Origin of the sequence: Mesorhizobium onobrychidis (genome assembly GCF_024707545.1) — a bacterium.
Classification (GTDB): domain Bacteria; phylum Pseudomonadota; class Alphaproteobacteria; order Rhizobiales; family Rhizobiaceae; genus Mesorhizobium; species Mesorhizobium onobrychidis.
The window spans coordinates 1,545,212-1,557,995 of record NZ_CP062229.1 but is presented as its reverse complement, the minus strand read 5'-3'; the positions used below and the strand labels follow the sequence as shown (position 1 = coordinate 1,557,995).

The following is a 12,784-nucleotide window of genomic DNA, read 5'->3' as shown; positions in this document are numbered from 1 at the left end:
GCAGCCTCAATGTTTGACGCCGACCCTACGGCTCCAGTTCGACATCCCAGTACAGATAATCCATCCAGCTTTCATGCAGGTGGTTGGGCGGGAACAGGCGGCCATTGTTGTGCAGATCATGCACCGTCGGCTGGTAGGGCTTCTGCAGCGGCCACATCTTGGCGTGCGCCGGCATCATGCCGCCCTTCCTCAGATTGCAGGGCGAGCAGGCGGCGACGACATTCTCCCACGTCGTCGCGCCGCCGCGATGGCGGGGAACGACATGGTCGAAGGTCAGATCCTCCGGCGTGCCGCAATACTGGCACTGGAAACGGTCGCGCAGGAAGACGTTGAAGCGGGTGAAGGCCGGATGCCGCGATGGCTTTACATAGGCCTTCAGGCTGACGACGCTCGGCAGCTTCATCGAGAAGGTCGGCGACGACACCGCGTGCTCGTATTCGGCGACGATGTTCACCCGCTCGAGGAACACCGCCTTGATGGCGTCCTGCCACGACCAGAGCGACAGGGGGTAATAGCTGAGCGGACGGTAATCCGCGTTCAGCACCAGTGCTGGAAGCCCATCCGGAGATACGGCAACCGTCACGTCATTGACCTCCTTGGTCCAGTGCATGACCCCGAAAATCGACTGATTTTCGGAAAGGATCATGCACAGATTCAAAAGTCCTACAGCGTCCTTTGCGCATCCAATTGGATGCGCGGCGCTGTAGCCTGTCGGCGCGGATACTGTAAGCCCGACATGACAGGGATGTGAAGCGGCTTGTCGATCAAACGCCACGCCAAAAGCGCCTGATTTCAATGCTTTTTTGCGAATTCAAGCCGGAGGCGCGGCGTCCCTGCCCTTCAATTCGCGATAATAGGCCCAAAAAAGCCGCGATGCGACACCTCGCCACGGGCTCCATGATTCGGCGAGTTGGATCAGTGTTTTCTCGGGCGGACGCGGGTCGATGCCGAGCGCGTGGCCGACCGCGCTCTGCAGGGCAACGTCGCGTGCCGGGAAGACATCGGGGTGGCCGGCGGCGAACAAAAGATAGACTTCCGCCGTCCACGGGCCGATGCCCGACACCTTGGTCATCGCCATGATCGCATCCGTGGCGTCGAGCAAGCAGAGATGATCGAGGTCGAGGCCATCGACCACCGCCTGGGCGACGGCGATTAGGCCGCGCTGCTTCGGCCGCGACAGTCCGGCCTCGCGAAAAATGGCTTCGTCGGCGGCAAGGATGGCTTGCGGCGTCAGCGGATCGACGAGTTTTGTCAGCCGCCCGAAGATGGCATCGGCGCTGGCGCGGGAAACCTGCTGCGAGACGATGATCGAGGCAAGGCTTCTGAACCCCGGCTCGGAAAGCCGAAGCGGCACCTCGCCGGCCATGCCGCGCACTTTTGTGAGGCGCGGGTCGAGCAGACAAAGCGCGTCGAGCCCTTGCGAGATGTCGTCGAGCGTGGCGATGCGTTGCATGTCTCCTTGTTCCCAGCGCAAAATGTCAGATGTAATCAGGCGCAAAGTAGCAATTGGCGAAAGCGCCGCACAACCCGATTGCCGCCGAAGGATGACACTCCTGACATTCCGCTTCGCGCCAAGCCCGAATGGCGAACTGCATCTCGGCCATGCCTATTCGGCGCTGCTCAATCAAAAATTGGCGAGGGCAACGGGCGGGCGCCTGTTGCTGCGCATCGAGGACATCGACACGACGCGCTGCACGCCGGAATTCGAGGCGGGCATTTTTCGCGACTTGAAATGGCTCGGGCTTGGCTGGGAAGAACCGGTGCGCCGCCAGTCCGAGCATTTCGCGGACTATCAGGCGGTGCTCGACCGGCTGATCAGGGAAGATCTCGTCTACCCGGCCTTCATGAGCCGTGGCGAAATCCGCGCCTTCATTGCCGACAGCGAAAGGCGCGGCCGCGACTGGCCGCGGGACCCGGACGGGGTGCCGCTGTATCCCGCCGTCGACAAGGCATTGCCGATGAGGGAACGCCAGCGACGGATTGCCGACAATGCGCCCTTCGCCTGGCGGCTGGACGTCGATGCTGCGATGGCGCGCGTCGGCACAGACCTGTCATGGCTGGAATTTTCGGATGAGAGGCTTTCCGCAACACGTGCGGTGGAAGCCCGGCCGCAGGACTGGGGCGACGTGATCGTGGCGCGCCGTGAAATCCCGACAAGCTATCATCTCGCCGTCGTCGTCGATGACGCGCTGCAAGGCATCAGCCATGTGGTGCGCGGCCAGGACCTCTATTCCGCCACCGGCGTGCAGCGCCTGCTCCAGGAGATCCTCGGGCTGCCGCAACCAAGCTACTTCCACCATCGTCTCGTCCTTGGCCCAGACGGGCGAAAGCTGTCGAAGTGTTTTGCGGACACCGGCCTTGCCGCCCTGCGCGAGGCCGGCGCATCACCGGCCGATGTCAGGCGGCTGATTGGGTTCTGATCATGTTTTGATCTTGAAACCTCCCAGACCCAGAGTGCATCCTTCAATTCGGATGAGCCTATGGATCAACCGTTTGGTTTTGCTTGCCGGGTTGAACCGCATTACAGCAGTCGCGACACTCAACCCATCACCGATCACGCGGCAGCCTTCCAAAAATGCACAGCATCAAGCGGTTCATCCCCGCCTCTTTCGTCGTCCTGTGGGCGACCGGCTTCATTGGCGCGCGTTACGCCATGCCATGGGCCGAGCCTTTCACTTTCCTGGCAGTGCGCTTCGTTCTGGCCGCCGTCCTGTTGGCCGCCTTGATGGCAGCACTCGGTTCCAGGCGGGCGACGCGTGCGGAAGCGCTCCACGCGACCGGCGCCGGCATCCTGATGCATGGCGTCTATCTCGGCGGCGTGTTCTGGGCCATCCACAGGGGCATGCCGGCCGGGCTTTCGGCCTTGATCGTCGGGCTGCAGCCGCTGATCACGGCGGTGATGGCTGGCCGATTTCTCGGCGAGGCCATCCTGCCGCGCCATTGGGCCGGTCTCGGCATCGGTCTGGTCGGTGTGGTCATCGTGCTCTGGCCGAAGCTCGGTGCGCTCGGCGGCGGCGTAACGGCCGAAACGCTGGCCGCCTCGCTTGTCTCGGTGCTTGGCATGAGCGCCGGCACGATCTGGCAGAAGCGCTTCGCCTCCGGCGGCGATCTCGTGGCGGCCACCAAATGGCAATATGTCGGCGGCGCGTCGGTGATGGCCCTGGCCTCGCTCGCCTTCGAGACGCGAACGGTCGTCGTCAACGGCGAGCTGATCTTCGCCATGGCATGGCTGGTGCTGGTGCTGTCGATCGGGGCCATCTTCCTGTTGATGGTGATGATCCGCGACGGCGAGATGTCGAAAGTCGCTTCGCTGTTCTATCTGGTCCCGGCCGTCACCGCGGTCATTGCCTGGATACTATTCGGCGAACAGTTGAACCTGATCCAGATCGTCGGCATGGCGATCGCGACGCTCGGCGTCGGGCTGGCAACCGCTCAGCCGACCAAGAATCAGCCAACTCGGGCGCGTGCCTCCAGATAGCGGCTGATCGCCGCGTTGAGCTCGCCGCCGAGGATGAAGATCGCCGAGACGATGTAGAGGAAGACGACCGCGACCATGATTGAGGCAAGGCCGGCATAGGTCGTCACATAGGACGAGAAACGGTCGAGATAGGCGGCGAAGATTGTCGACCCGATGAGCCAGGCAATCAGCGTGAAGATGATGCCCGGTATGATCGAGACGAAGCGGCGCTTGCCGGCAGGCAGCCAGTAATGCACCGCGAACAGCCCGCCGACGATGACAGCGGAGGCGATGATGTAACGCCACAGCGTGATCGTCCCCATATAGGGTTTTACCCATTCGAAATTGGCCTCGGCCAGCCGCCCCAGTAAGGGCGCGAAAACCACGAGGACACTGATCACCAGAAAACCTGCCGTGGCGATCAGAACGAAGGCGATGCTCTGCACCCGGCGATAGATGATGCCGCGCGTTTCGGAAACGCGGTAGGCGCGGTTGAGCGAGGTGCGCAGCGCCTCGATCCCGTTCGAGGCGAAGAAGGCGGCAAGCAGCACGCCATAGGTCAACAGGTCGGTGCGCTGCACGGTGAGCACATTGAGCACTTCGCGCGCGATCGGCTTGGCGATCTGCTCTGGCCAGGTGTCGAAGACGAGATGCACGGCGGTGTCGGCAAAGGCCTGTGCGCCGAGGAAGCTGGCCAGCGTCGTGGCGAAAATCAGAAAAGGGAATAGCGCCATCAGCGCCGTGATCGCCAGATGACTGGCCATCGCCCAGCCATCGTCTGCATCGAAATGGCCGACCGCGTCATAGAGCACGCGTTTGAGGGCTACGATCTTCCGCAACAAGAACCGCGTTCCCTTCGATTGTCTCGACGCCGCGAATATGGGAAGGGATTGCGGCAAATGGCAAGCCTAGGTCAAAGCACGCTCCTGGAGAAGAGTTGCGCACCATCATCGTCACCGGAGCTTCTTCCGGGATAGGCGCCTATTGCACCCGGGCGCTGAAGGCGGAAGGCTGGCGGGTGTTCGCGACGGCTCGCAAGCCGGAGGACATCGCCGCCCTCGAGGCCGATGGCATCGAGGCCTTCTATCTGGACTACCGTGAGGCCGGATCCATCGAGACGCTGGTGGCGTCAGTGCTGGAGCGGACGGGCGGACGGCTCGATGCCCTGTTCAACAACGGCGCTTATGCACAGCCCGGCGCCGTCGAGGACCTGCCCGTCGCGGCACTCAGGGAGCAATTCGAGGCGAATGTCTTTGGCTGGCATGACCTCACCCGCCGTGTCGTCCCGGTGATGCGGCGCCAGGGCCATGGCCGTCTCGTCCATTGCTCCTCGATCCTCGGCCTGGCGCCGCTGCCCTTTCGCGGCGCCTATTCGGCGTCGAAGCACGCGATCGAAGGGCTGATGCTGTGCATGCATCAGGAACTCCAGGGCAGCGGCATCCATGTCTCGCTGATCGAGCCGGGGCCGGTGACATCGAAGATCGCCAGCAACGGCCTTGGGTGGTTTCTCAGGAATATCGATCGTGAGAATTCCGTCCACCGCCTCGCCTACCAGGCGCAGCTGCAACGGCTGCAGGCCGGCGGCAGCACGTCACGGCTGAAGGCCGGGCCGGAGGTGGTTCATGCGGCCTTGCACCATGCGCTTCTGTCGCGGCGCCCGCGTCCGCATTATGTGGTAACGGTGCCGGCCAGGATCGGCGTTATCCTCAAACGCATCCTGCCGGCATCAATGCTCTACCGCCTGCTTGCCAAACGCGCCTGAACGCAATCGACTGGAAACACACTATGGCAACCGTCTTCAACATCCTCGCTGTCCTCGTCATGGTCGCCGTGGTGATCGTGCTGATCCGCGGCCTCATCAACATGATGCGCGGCGGCTCCGGCATGACCTCCAACAAGCTGATGCAGACGCGCGTGCTGCTGCAGTTCGTGGCATTGGTGCTGATCATGCTGGCGGTGTATTTCACCCGCAAGTGACGAGGGTGGCGATTTCGGGAGGCAGAGCGTGGTCAAGCTCAACAAGATCTACACCCGCACCGGCGACGACGGCACCACCGGCCTCGGCACCGGTGAACGGCGGCTGAAATCCGATCTGCGCATCGACGCCTATGGCACGATCGACGAAGCCAATGCCTGCATCGGCATGGCCCGCATCCACACCGCGGCAGCACATCCGGCGATCGACGCGATGCTCGGCCGCATCCAGAATGATCTTTTCGACCTCGGCGCCGATCTGGCCGTGCCGGACGACGGCAAGCCGCTCGGCTATGAGCCGCTGCGCATCACCGCAGTGCAGACCGATCGTGTCGAAAAGGACATCGACCTGCTCAACAAGGACCTGCAGCCGCTCAAATCCTTCGTGCTCAACGGCGGCACGGCGGCGGCGGCGGCCCTTCACCTCGCCCGCACGGTGGCACGGCGGGCAGAGCGCATCATGGTGGCTCTGACGCAGGACCCAGGCGAGCATGTCAACCGCGAGGCGATAAGATACATCAACCGCGTATCGGACTTTCTGTTCGTCGCCGCACGCGCAGTCAATGACAATGGAAACGCCGACGTGCTATGGGTTCCCGGTAAGAACCGCTGAATCTGCCGAGGCGGGAGGGGGTCCGATGTTCATCCCGCTTTATGACACCAACCGGCTGCGCCACATAAAGCTGCAATATGTGACGATCGGCCTGATCGCGTTCAACACGCTCATCTACTTCGCCACCGCGCTTGGCGGCGAGCAGTTCACCAACGCCGCTGTGCTGGGCCTCGGCTTCATCCCGTCGGTCGTCCACGACAGCGTCGAGCTGGCTCCGCAGTTTGTCGTGATCCCGGAGAGCCTGAGCTACGTCACCTATTCCTTTCTGCATGCCGATATTTTCCACCTCGGCGGCAACATGCTGTTCCTCTGGGTGTTCGGCGACAATGTCGAGGACGCGCTCGGCCATGTACGCTTTCTCATCTTTTACCTGCTTTGCGCCATCGCCGGCGCCTTCTTCCAGGGCCTGATCGCGTGGGACTCGCAGGTTCCGCTGATCGGCGCCTCAGGCGCCATCGCCGGCGTGGTCGCCGCCTATCTGATCCTCTACCCCAGGGTGAAGGTATGGGTGCTGGCCTTCGCCCGCATTCCGCTGCGCATCCCGGCCTTCATCCCGCTCATCCTGTGGATCCTGTTCCAGATCGTGATGTTCGCCGCCGGCGGCGAGGATCAGATTTCCTGGGCCTGCCATGTCGGCGGCATCATCGCCGGGGCCGTGCTGGTGCTCATCTTGCGCAATCGCGCCGTACCACTGCTTGCCGGTGCTGAGGAAGAGACCGCGCTGGTAATCGGCCCGGCACCCGCTGCTGCAGAACCCACGGCAAGCGACCCGCTAGGGCAGCCGGCGCCGCGCTGGGGACGGGGAAGCGCCTCCAGTCCGGACTGAACCGATTTGAGTGCGTCGCGGATGATTTGGGCGCGCCCCGGATATTGACGTGTGGGGGCGCCGCAACTACGGAAGCTTTCCCACACTAATGCATGTCGCGCAAAAGTGTGCAGTGGTTTTGCGATAACGACATGCATAAAACACACAACCTAAAGCGCGTCGCGTGAGGCCAGTCAAATGCGACGCGCTTTAGGCGGTCGGAGGCTAGAATTCCGCCCGGAATGTCGGCTTTCGACAACTCTGAAGAGGCGCACACTGCTATAGCGCGCCCGACTATCTTGAAAGAGGTGGCTATCGTGAAAGAGGTGACAGGCAAATGAAGATCCTTGTGCCCGTGAAGCGGGTTGTGGACGCGAATGTGAAGGTTCGTGTGAAGGCTGACGGTTCGGCGGTGGAACTCGCCAACGTCAAGATGGCGATGAACCCGTTCGACGAGATCGCGGTCGAAGAGGCGATCCGGCTGAAGGAGGCCGGCAAGGCGGAAGAGATCATCGTTGTCTCGATCGGGCCGCAGCAGGCGCAGGAGACCTTGCGCACCGCGCTCGCCATGGGCGCCGACCGCGCCATCCTGGTCAAGACCGACGAGCAGACCGAGCCGCTGGGCGTTGCCAAGGTGCTGAAGGGCGTGGTCGAGGCGGAAAAGCCCGGTCTCGTCATCCTCGGCAAGCAGGCGATCGATGACGATTCGAACCAGACCGGCCAGATGCTGGCCGCACTTCTGGGCTGGGCGCAAGGCACTTTTGCTTCCAAGGTCGTCATCGATGGCGACAAGGCCAAGGTGACGCGCGAGGTCGACGGCGGCCTGCAGACGGTGGAGCTGAAGATGCCGGCAATTGTCACCGCGGATCTTCGCCTCAACCAGCCGCGCTATGCCTCGCTGCCCAACATCATGAAGGCCAAGAAGAAGCCGCTCGACGAGAAGAGCCCGGCCGACTACGGCGCCGACGTCAAGCCGCGGCTGAAGGTGATCAAGACCGAGGAGCCGAGCGGCCGCAAGGCGGGCGTCAAGGTCAAGAGTGTCGCCGAGTTGGTCGACAAGCTCAAGAACGAAGCCGGCGTGTTGTAGGAATTCATGTGATGCCGGCCTGCAAACGGCAGGGTTCTCCGTTTCCGGTGCTCACGTACCGAAGTACGCTCCGCTCCGGTTCTCGAACCCAACCGTTTTCGACTCGGCCTGACATGAATTCGAGACGTCCCCACTGAAGTGGATCAAGGAATAGATAGATGACAATTCTCCTCATCGCAGAACATGACAATGCGACGCTTTCCGACCAGACCGCCAAGGCGCTTTCGGCGGCACTGCAGATCGGTTCGGACGTGCATGTGCTGGTCGCCGGCAAGGGCGCCAAGCCGGCAGCCGACACCGCCGCCAAGCTCAAGGGCGTGAGCAAAGTGCTGCTCGCCGAAGCCGACGAACTCACCGAGCGTCTCGCCGAGCCGCTGGCGGCGCTCGTCGTCGGCATAGCCGGCGCCTATGACACGATCATCGCGCCCGCAACCTCGTCGGGCAAGAATGTCGCGCCGCGCGTGGCAGCCCTGCTCGATGTCGCGCAGGTGTCCGAGATCATCGAAGTGGTGTCATCAGACACTTTCAAGCGGCCGATCTATGCCGGCAACGCCATCCAGACGGTGCAGTCGAGCGACGCCAAGAAGGTCATCACCGTGCGCACCGCCTCCTTCCAGGCCGCACCCGAGGGCGGTTCCGCCCCGGTCGAGACGGTTCCGGCGGCGGCCAATCCCGGCCTGTCGAGCTTCGTCGAGAACAAGCTTTCCGAGACCGATCGTCCGGAGCTGACTTCGGCCAAGATCATCATCTCGGGCGGCCGCGCGCTGGGCTCTTCGGAGAAATTCCAGGAAGTCATCCTGCCGATCGCCGACAAGCTCGGCGCGGCCGTCGGCGCCTCGCGTGCCGCCGTCGACGCCGGCTACGCGCCGAACGACTGGCAGGTCGGCCAGACCGGCAAGGTGGTCGCACCCGATCTCTACATCGCCGTCGGCATCTCCGGTGCCATCCAGCATCTTGCCGGCATGAAGGATTCGAAGGTCATCGTCGCCATCAACAAGGACGAGGAAGCGCCGATCTTCCAGGTCGCCGACTACGGCCTCGTCGGCGACCTTTTCGTCATTCTGCCGGAACTGCAAAAGGCGCTTTGACGCCTTCTGCCAAAGCGTATTAAATTGTGAAGGGCGGGGTAGACGAAGTCGCCCCGCCCTTTTAGTTTGCACCGCACAAAAAGCAGGCCGCAAAGGCCTTTTGACGGGATCGGTGTAATGAACAAGATCGAGACGATCGGCATCATCGGCGCGGGCCAGATGGGCGGCGGCATCGCCCATGTGTCCGCGCTTGCGGGCTACAAGGTGCTGGTCTACGACATCTCACCCGACCGCATCGAAAAGGGCATCGCAACGATCAGCGGCAACATGGCCCGCCAGGTCGGCTCCGGCAAACTCGAGGAAAAGCTGCGCAACGAGGCGATGGCGCGCATTTCGGCAGCGCCCACCATGGCCGACCTTGCGGGTGCCGATCTGGTGATCGAAGCGGCGACCGAGGACGAGACGGTCAAGCGCAAGATCTACGCCCAGCTCTGCCCGCAGCTCAATCCCGAAGCCATCCTGGCGACGAACACCTCGTCGATCTCGATCACACGTCTCGCCGCGCAGACCGACAGGCCGGAGCGTTTCATCGGCATCCATTTCATGAATCCGGTTCCGCTGATGAAGCTGGTCGAACTGGTGCGCGGCATCGCCACCGAGGACCAGACCTTCGAAGCGGCAAAGGCCTATGTGAACCATCTCGACAAGACGATCACGGTCTCGGAGGATTTTCCGGCCTTCATCGTCAACCGCATCCTGCTGCCGATGATCAACGAGGCGATCTACACGCTCTATGAGGGGGTCGGCTCGGTCGACGCGATCGACACCGCCATGAGGCTCGGCGCCAACCATCCGATGGGACCGCTGCAGCTCGCCGATTTCATCGGCCTCGACACCTGCCTGTCGATCATGCAGGTGCTGCATGACGGCCTGTCGGATTCGAAATACCGCCCCTGCCCGCTGCTGGTGAAATATGTCGAGGCCGGCTGGCTCGGCCGCAAGACCGGACGCGGCTTCTACGACTATCGCGGCGAGCATCCGGTTCCGACGCGCTGACCGGCGATACGAGCTCACGGACATCGCGCGCGGTCGCGCTGAGTGAAGACCATGCGGCTGGTCTGTCGACAGCTTCTTGGCCGCTGATCGAAGACTGCATCAGGCCGCTCCTTGCCCGTTTGCTCGCCGACCGCCGAAGCCCGATGGATTTGGCTTAAACCAGCCCGGCAGAGCGTTTCACGTAGAGCATTTGCAGCCAAGTGGAATCACTTGGCGTCGCACAAATGCGGCTAAAACAAAGAGATAGAGCGGAATGCCGGTTCAATCCAAACGCATTCCGCTTTAGGGTCAAAACTCAATCAGCGGGCTGCCGCCAATGGCCGAGATGGGTGGTTTCCTGTCGTACGTCTCGTTCATTGGAACGCGCAACGAGCGCCATAATCGGACTTACGCGGCCATCGCTATGGAGGTCGCGTCTCGGACACGTTCCGGACGTATGGTGCCACGGTAGGTCAGCACCCCAGAGATGAACTGTGTCGCGATAGCTCTGGCGTTATTCTCGACCATCACAGATGGATGAACTTCCGCTTGGAGATGCGGCGGAAGCATAGAATACCCGTCTCGACATAGGCCTCCAGTCTCGCCAGCAACCCATAACTAAATTCGATATGGATGGGACGGGTGGTCGTAGCCAAGTCCGCCGAGCCTAACCCAGTCATGCTGATGATGACACGGACGCTGGTTAATCTGCTCTTCGATTCGCGATTGCTATGGTAGTAATAGCCTCTCAACGCCGGTGCCGTAAGCTACTCGCTTACGCGTCGCTTTGCGGAATATCCTGAGGGAATCAGACATCAGTGTCGAACGAGATAGGTTTCCATCGTGCCGACGCCTCTCAGTTCCACAGTGCAGCGCGGTTCTAGCTCCCAAGAGGCGTGCAGAGCGCGTCTGGTTGCCTCCGAGATTTGCATGCGGTCGGCTACGCCCTGGGACTCGAGCCGGCTTGCGATGTTCACGGTTTCGCCCCAGACATCATAGACGAACCGATGTCGGCCGATCAGACCGGCGATCACCGGTCCGGTGTGTACGCCGATTCGGACGCGAAAACTATCGCTGCCCGACGCCAAGAGCCTCAACGAGTCCAGCATGGATTTTCCCAGCGCCACGGTCCTGTCGGCGTGATCGGCCGCCGGCTCCGGAAGACCACAAGCGGCCATATACGCGTCTCCGATTGTCTTGATCTTCTCCACGGAATGCTTCTCCGCCAGCGCGTCGAACATGCTGAACATCCGGTCGAGGCGCTTGATAAGGTCGGATGCCGGCAATTTCGCTGCGATGGGCGAGAATCCGACAATATCGGCAAAAAGGATGGTCACTTCCTCGAACCGGTCCGCAATGATCTCCTCGCCCCCTTGCAGCCGCGCAACGATTTGACCGGGCAGGACGGCATGTAGAAGCGAGTCGGCCCGCCGCTTTTCCGCCTCGATCCGCTGAAGATACTGGTGCTCGCGGTCGCCCCAACGCTTCTTCTCCAGACTGGAGTTGATCCGGGCGCGCAGCAGGACCGGATTGAACGGTTTAAGCAAGTAGTCGTCGGCTCCCGCCTCGATGCAGCGGACCACGGCGTCGACTTCGTTCAGCCCCGATATCATGATGACCGGGATGTGCCGCCACCGGCGCTCAGCTTTCAATCGCGAGAGCACCTCGATGCCGTTCATGTCCGGCATCAGTATGTCCAACAGAACAAGGTCGAATTCATATTCCGCAAGGCGGGTCAGCGCGGACAGGCCTGACTCGGCAGTGACTACCTGATGACCGTCGTGCAGCAAGCGGCGCGAGAGAAGATCGCGGTTACTGCCGATGTCGTCGACGACAAGTATTCTACCGTTGCGTCCTGAGAATGCATCGCGCTCCGTCTTGCCCAGCGCCCTTTCGAGCCCTGCTGCATCGATCTCTGCCTGATCCGTCGTCCACAGCCCTTCGTTGTCGCTGGCGCGCGATAGGCCGGCAATTGCATCGACATGCGCCAACAGCTCGGCCGCAGCCGCGAGCATCACCCTGACATCTTCGTCCAATGCGTGTTCGTGCAATTCTTCGGCTTCTTCAAGGATCATTTCGGAGTAGCCGATAATCGCGTTGAGTGGTGTTCGCAAATCGTGGCGCAGTTTCGCCTCGATCTCGCGCCCTGCATGGTCCGGATAGTCGGCTTTGCCATGGATCAAGCTGTCGATGAGGCTGTTCAATTGCCGGGCAGCGGCGCCGACCCTCTCAAGATCTGGAGTGATGTGCACCAGACTGTGGTTCTGCACCTGTTCTAGCAGCAGTTCCTGAAATCCCGAGATTGCCCGTGCTGGTCCAGCAAGGGTCTGCGCCAGATGGGCGGCTATTGCGTGGCGTTGGAACTCGTTGGCAGTCATGTCTCCAATCCGCCGACTCGGCGGCTCACGGATTTGCGGCAAGCAATTGTTCGATTTTCTGGACAAGCCTCGGCAGGTCCACCGGCTTGCTGTCGTAGTCATCGCAGCCGGCCTCAAGCGCCAATTCCCGATCGCTGGTCATAGCATGCGCAGAAAGCGCGATTATAGGGATCCCCGAGGTGGCCGGATCAGCCTTGATCCGCCGTGTCGCCTCCCATCCGTCCATCACGGGCAGGCTCATATCCATAAGGATCAGATCCGGTCTTTCCGAAATGGTTAGTTCCACGCCGGATTGTCCGTTTTCCGCAATAAGCACTTCGAACCCACGCCGCGACAACCGCCGCGAGAGCATGTCGCGATTCATTTCGTTGTCTTCCACCAGAAGGATTCTCGTCATCTTCGGCCTC

15 protein-coding genes are annotated in these 12,784 nt (G+C 61.9%); 9 read left to right on the top strand and 6 right to left on the bottom strand.

Annotation, left to right across the window (positions count from 1 at the left end):
* Window positions 1–25: 25 nt before the first annotated feature.
* Together IHQ72_RS07670 and IHQ72_RS07665 are read right to left on the bottom strand one after the other, a co-directional pair.
* Complete coding sequence (locus IHQ72_RS07670) at window positions 26–583, bottom strand: HNH endonuclease (protein ID WP_029348574.1); 558 nt, start codon at window positions 581–583, stop codon at window positions 26–28.
* A gap of 228 nt (window positions 584–811) precedes the next feature.
* Window positions 812–1,453 carry a DNA-3-methyladenine glycosylase family protein gene (locus tag IHQ72_RS07665; RefSeq protein ID WP_258121883.1) on the bottom strand — a complete coding sequence of 214 codons (642 nt, stop codon included), beginning with the start codon at window positions 1,451–1,453 and terminating at the stop codon, window positions 812–814.
* A gap of 91 nt (window positions 1,454–1,544) precedes the next feature.
* Between IHQ72_RS07665 and gluQRS the strand changes: the two genes are divergently transcribed.
* Both gluQRS and IHQ72_RS07655 read left to right on the top strand, forming a co-directional pair.
* Complete coding sequence (gene gluQRS / locus IHQ72_RS07660) at window positions 1,545–2,420, top strand: tRNA glutamyl-Q(34) synthetase GluQRS (protein WP_258121882.1); 876 nt, start codon at window positions 1,545–1,547, stop codon at window positions 2,418–2,420.
* A 155-nt stretch (window positions 2,421–2,575) separates the two neighbouring features.
* Window positions 2,576–3,478, top strand: coding sequence for a DMT family transporter (locus IHQ72_RS07655; RefSeq protein WP_258121881.1), 903 nt, complete (start codon window positions 2,576–2,578; stop codon window positions 3,476–3,478).
* On the opposite strand, the gene IHQ72_RS07650 is transcribed toward IHQ72_RS07655, so the two are convergent.
* Window positions 3,448–4,299 (bottom strand): YihY/virulence factor BrkB family protein, encoded by an 852-nt coding sequence (locus IHQ72_RS07650; protein ID WP_258121880.1) that lies wholly within the window; start codon window positions 4,297–4,299, stop codon window positions 3,448–3,450. The two genes, IHQ72_RS07655 and IHQ72_RS07650, sit on opposite strands and share 31 nt — an antisense overlap.
* Before the next feature lie 95 nt (window positions 4,300–4,394).
* Between IHQ72_RS07650 and IHQ72_RS07645 the strand changes: the two genes are divergently transcribed.
* The 7 genes from IHQ72_RS07645 to IHQ72_RS07615 all read left to right on the top strand — a co-directional run bounded on the left by IHQ72_RS07645 (window position 4,395) and on the right by IHQ72_RS07615 (window position 10,020).
* The gene (locus IHQ72_RS07645; protein ID WP_258121879.1) at window positions 4,395–5,219 is read left to right on the top strand and encodes an SDR family oxidoreductase; all 825 of its coding nucleotides are present in this window, start codon (window positions 4,395–4,397) and stop codon (window positions 5,217–5,219) included.
* A gap of 23 nt (window positions 5,220–5,242) precedes the next feature.
* Entirely contained in the window at window positions 5,243–5,434 is a 192-nt protein-coding gene (locus tag IHQ72_RS07640) for a twin transmembrane helix small protein (RefSeq protein WP_023797244.1), read from the top strand.
* 28 nt (window positions 5,435–5,462) lie between these two features.
* Window positions 5,463–6,044: a cob(I)yrinic acid a,c-diamide adenosyltransferase gene (locus IHQ72_RS07635; protein WP_258121878.1), complete on the top strand. Its 582-nt coding sequence runs from the start codon at window positions 5,463–5,465 to the stop codon at window positions 6,042–6,044.
* A gap of 25 nt (window positions 6,045–6,069) precedes the next feature.
* The gene (locus IHQ72_RS07630; RefSeq protein ID WP_258121877.1) at window positions 6,070–6,870 is read left to right on the top strand and encodes a rhomboid family intramembrane serine protease; all 801 of its coding nucleotides are present in this window, start codon (window positions 6,070–6,072) and stop codon (window positions 6,868–6,870) included.
* Window positions 6,871–7,186: 316 nt separating this feature from the next.
* Window positions 7,187–7,936 carry an electron transfer flavoprotein subunit beta/FixA family protein gene (locus tag IHQ72_RS07625; RefSeq protein ID WP_126104763.1) on the top strand — a complete coding sequence of 250 codons (750 nt, stop codon included), beginning with the start codon at window positions 7,187–7,189 and terminating at the stop codon, window positions 7,934–7,936.
* 158 nt (window positions 7,937–8,094) lie between these two features.
* Window positions 8,095–9,024: an electron transfer flavoprotein subunit alpha/FixB family protein gene (locus tag IHQ72_RS07620; RefSeq protein ID WP_258121876.1), complete on the top strand. Its 930-nt coding sequence runs from the start codon at window positions 8,095–8,097 to the stop codon at window positions 9,022–9,024.
* Window positions 9,025–9,141: 117 nt separating this feature from the next.
* On the top strand, window positions 9,142–10,020 hold the full coding sequence (locus IHQ72_RS07615) for a 3-hydroxybutyryl-CoA dehydrogenase (RefSeq protein WP_029348585.1): 879 nt from the start codon (window positions 9,142–9,144) through the stop codon (window positions 10,018–10,020).
* A gap of 506 nt (window positions 10,021–10,526) precedes the next feature.
* Here the strand turns inward: IHQ72_RS07615 and IHQ72_RS07610 are convergent.
* The 3 genes from IHQ72_RS07610 to IHQ72_RS07600 all read right to left on the bottom strand — a co-directional run bounded on the left by IHQ72_RS07610 (window position 10,527) and on the right by IHQ72_RS07600 (window position 12,774).
* Window positions 10,527–10,655 (bottom strand): hypothetical protein, encoded by a 129-nt coding sequence (locus IHQ72_RS07610; protein ID WP_258121875.1) that lies wholly within the window; start codon window positions 10,653–10,655, stop codon window positions 10,527–10,529.
* Window positions 10,656–10,814: 159 nt separating this feature from the next.
* A complete protein-coding gene (locus IHQ72_RS07605) occupies window positions 10,815–12,377 on the bottom strand; it encodes an adenylate/guanylate cyclase domain-containing protein (protein ID WP_258121874.1) in 1,563 nt (520 codons plus the stop codon).
* Between the two features lie 25 nt (window positions 12,378–12,402).
* On the bottom strand, window positions 12,403–12,774 hold the full coding sequence (locus tag IHQ72_RS07600; protein ID WP_031255744.1) for a response regulator: 372 nt from the start codon (window positions 12,772–12,774) through the stop codon (window positions 12,403–12,405).
* Between the last annotated feature and the right edge of the window lie 10 nt (window positions 12,775–12,784).

What these genes read in the sequence shown, in the direction of transcription:
- IHQ72_RS07665 (WP_258121883.1), bottom strand. Translation starts at nt 1,453, where the DNA reads ATGCAACGCATCGCCACGCTCGACGACATCTCGCAAGGGCTCGACGCG.
- gluQRS (WP_258121882.1), top strand. Translation starts at nt 1,545, where the DNA reads ATGACACTCCTGACATTCCGCTTCGCGCCAAGCCCGAATGGCGAACTG.
- IHQ72_RS07655 (WP_258121881.1), top strand. Translation starts at nt 2,576, where the DNA reads ATGCACAGCATCAAGCGGTTCATCCCCGCCTCTTTCGTCGTCCTGTGG.
- IHQ72_RS07640 (WP_023797244.1), top strand. Translation starts at nt 5,243, where the DNA reads ATGGCAACCGTCTTCAACATCCTCGCTGTCCTCGTCATGGTCGCCGTG.
- IHQ72_RS07630 (WP_258121877.1), top strand. Translation starts at nt 6,070, where the DNA reads ATGTTCATCCCGCTTTATGACACCAACCGGCTGCGCCACATAAAGCTG.
- IHQ72_RS07625 (WP_126104763.1), top strand. Translation starts at nt 7,187, where the DNA reads ATGAAGATCCTTGTGCCCGTGAAGCGGGTTGTGGACGCGAATGTGAAG.
- IHQ72_RS07620 (WP_258121876.1), top strand. Translation starts at nt 8,095, where the DNA reads ATGACAATTCTCCTCATCGCAGAACATGACAATGCGACGCTTTCCGAC.
- IHQ72_RS07615 (WP_029348585.1), top strand. Translation starts at nt 9,142, where the DNA reads ATGAACAAGATCGAGACGATCGGCATCATCGGCGCGGGCCAGATGGGC.
- IHQ72_RS07605 (WP_258121874.1), bottom strand. Translation starts at nt 12,377, where the DNA reads ATGACTGCCAACGAGTTCCAACGCCACGCAATAGCCGCCCATCTGGCG.
- IHQ72_RS07600 (WP_031255744.1), bottom strand. Translation starts at nt 12,774, where the DNA reads ATGACGAGAATCCTTCTGGTGGAAGACAACGAAATGAATCGCGACATG.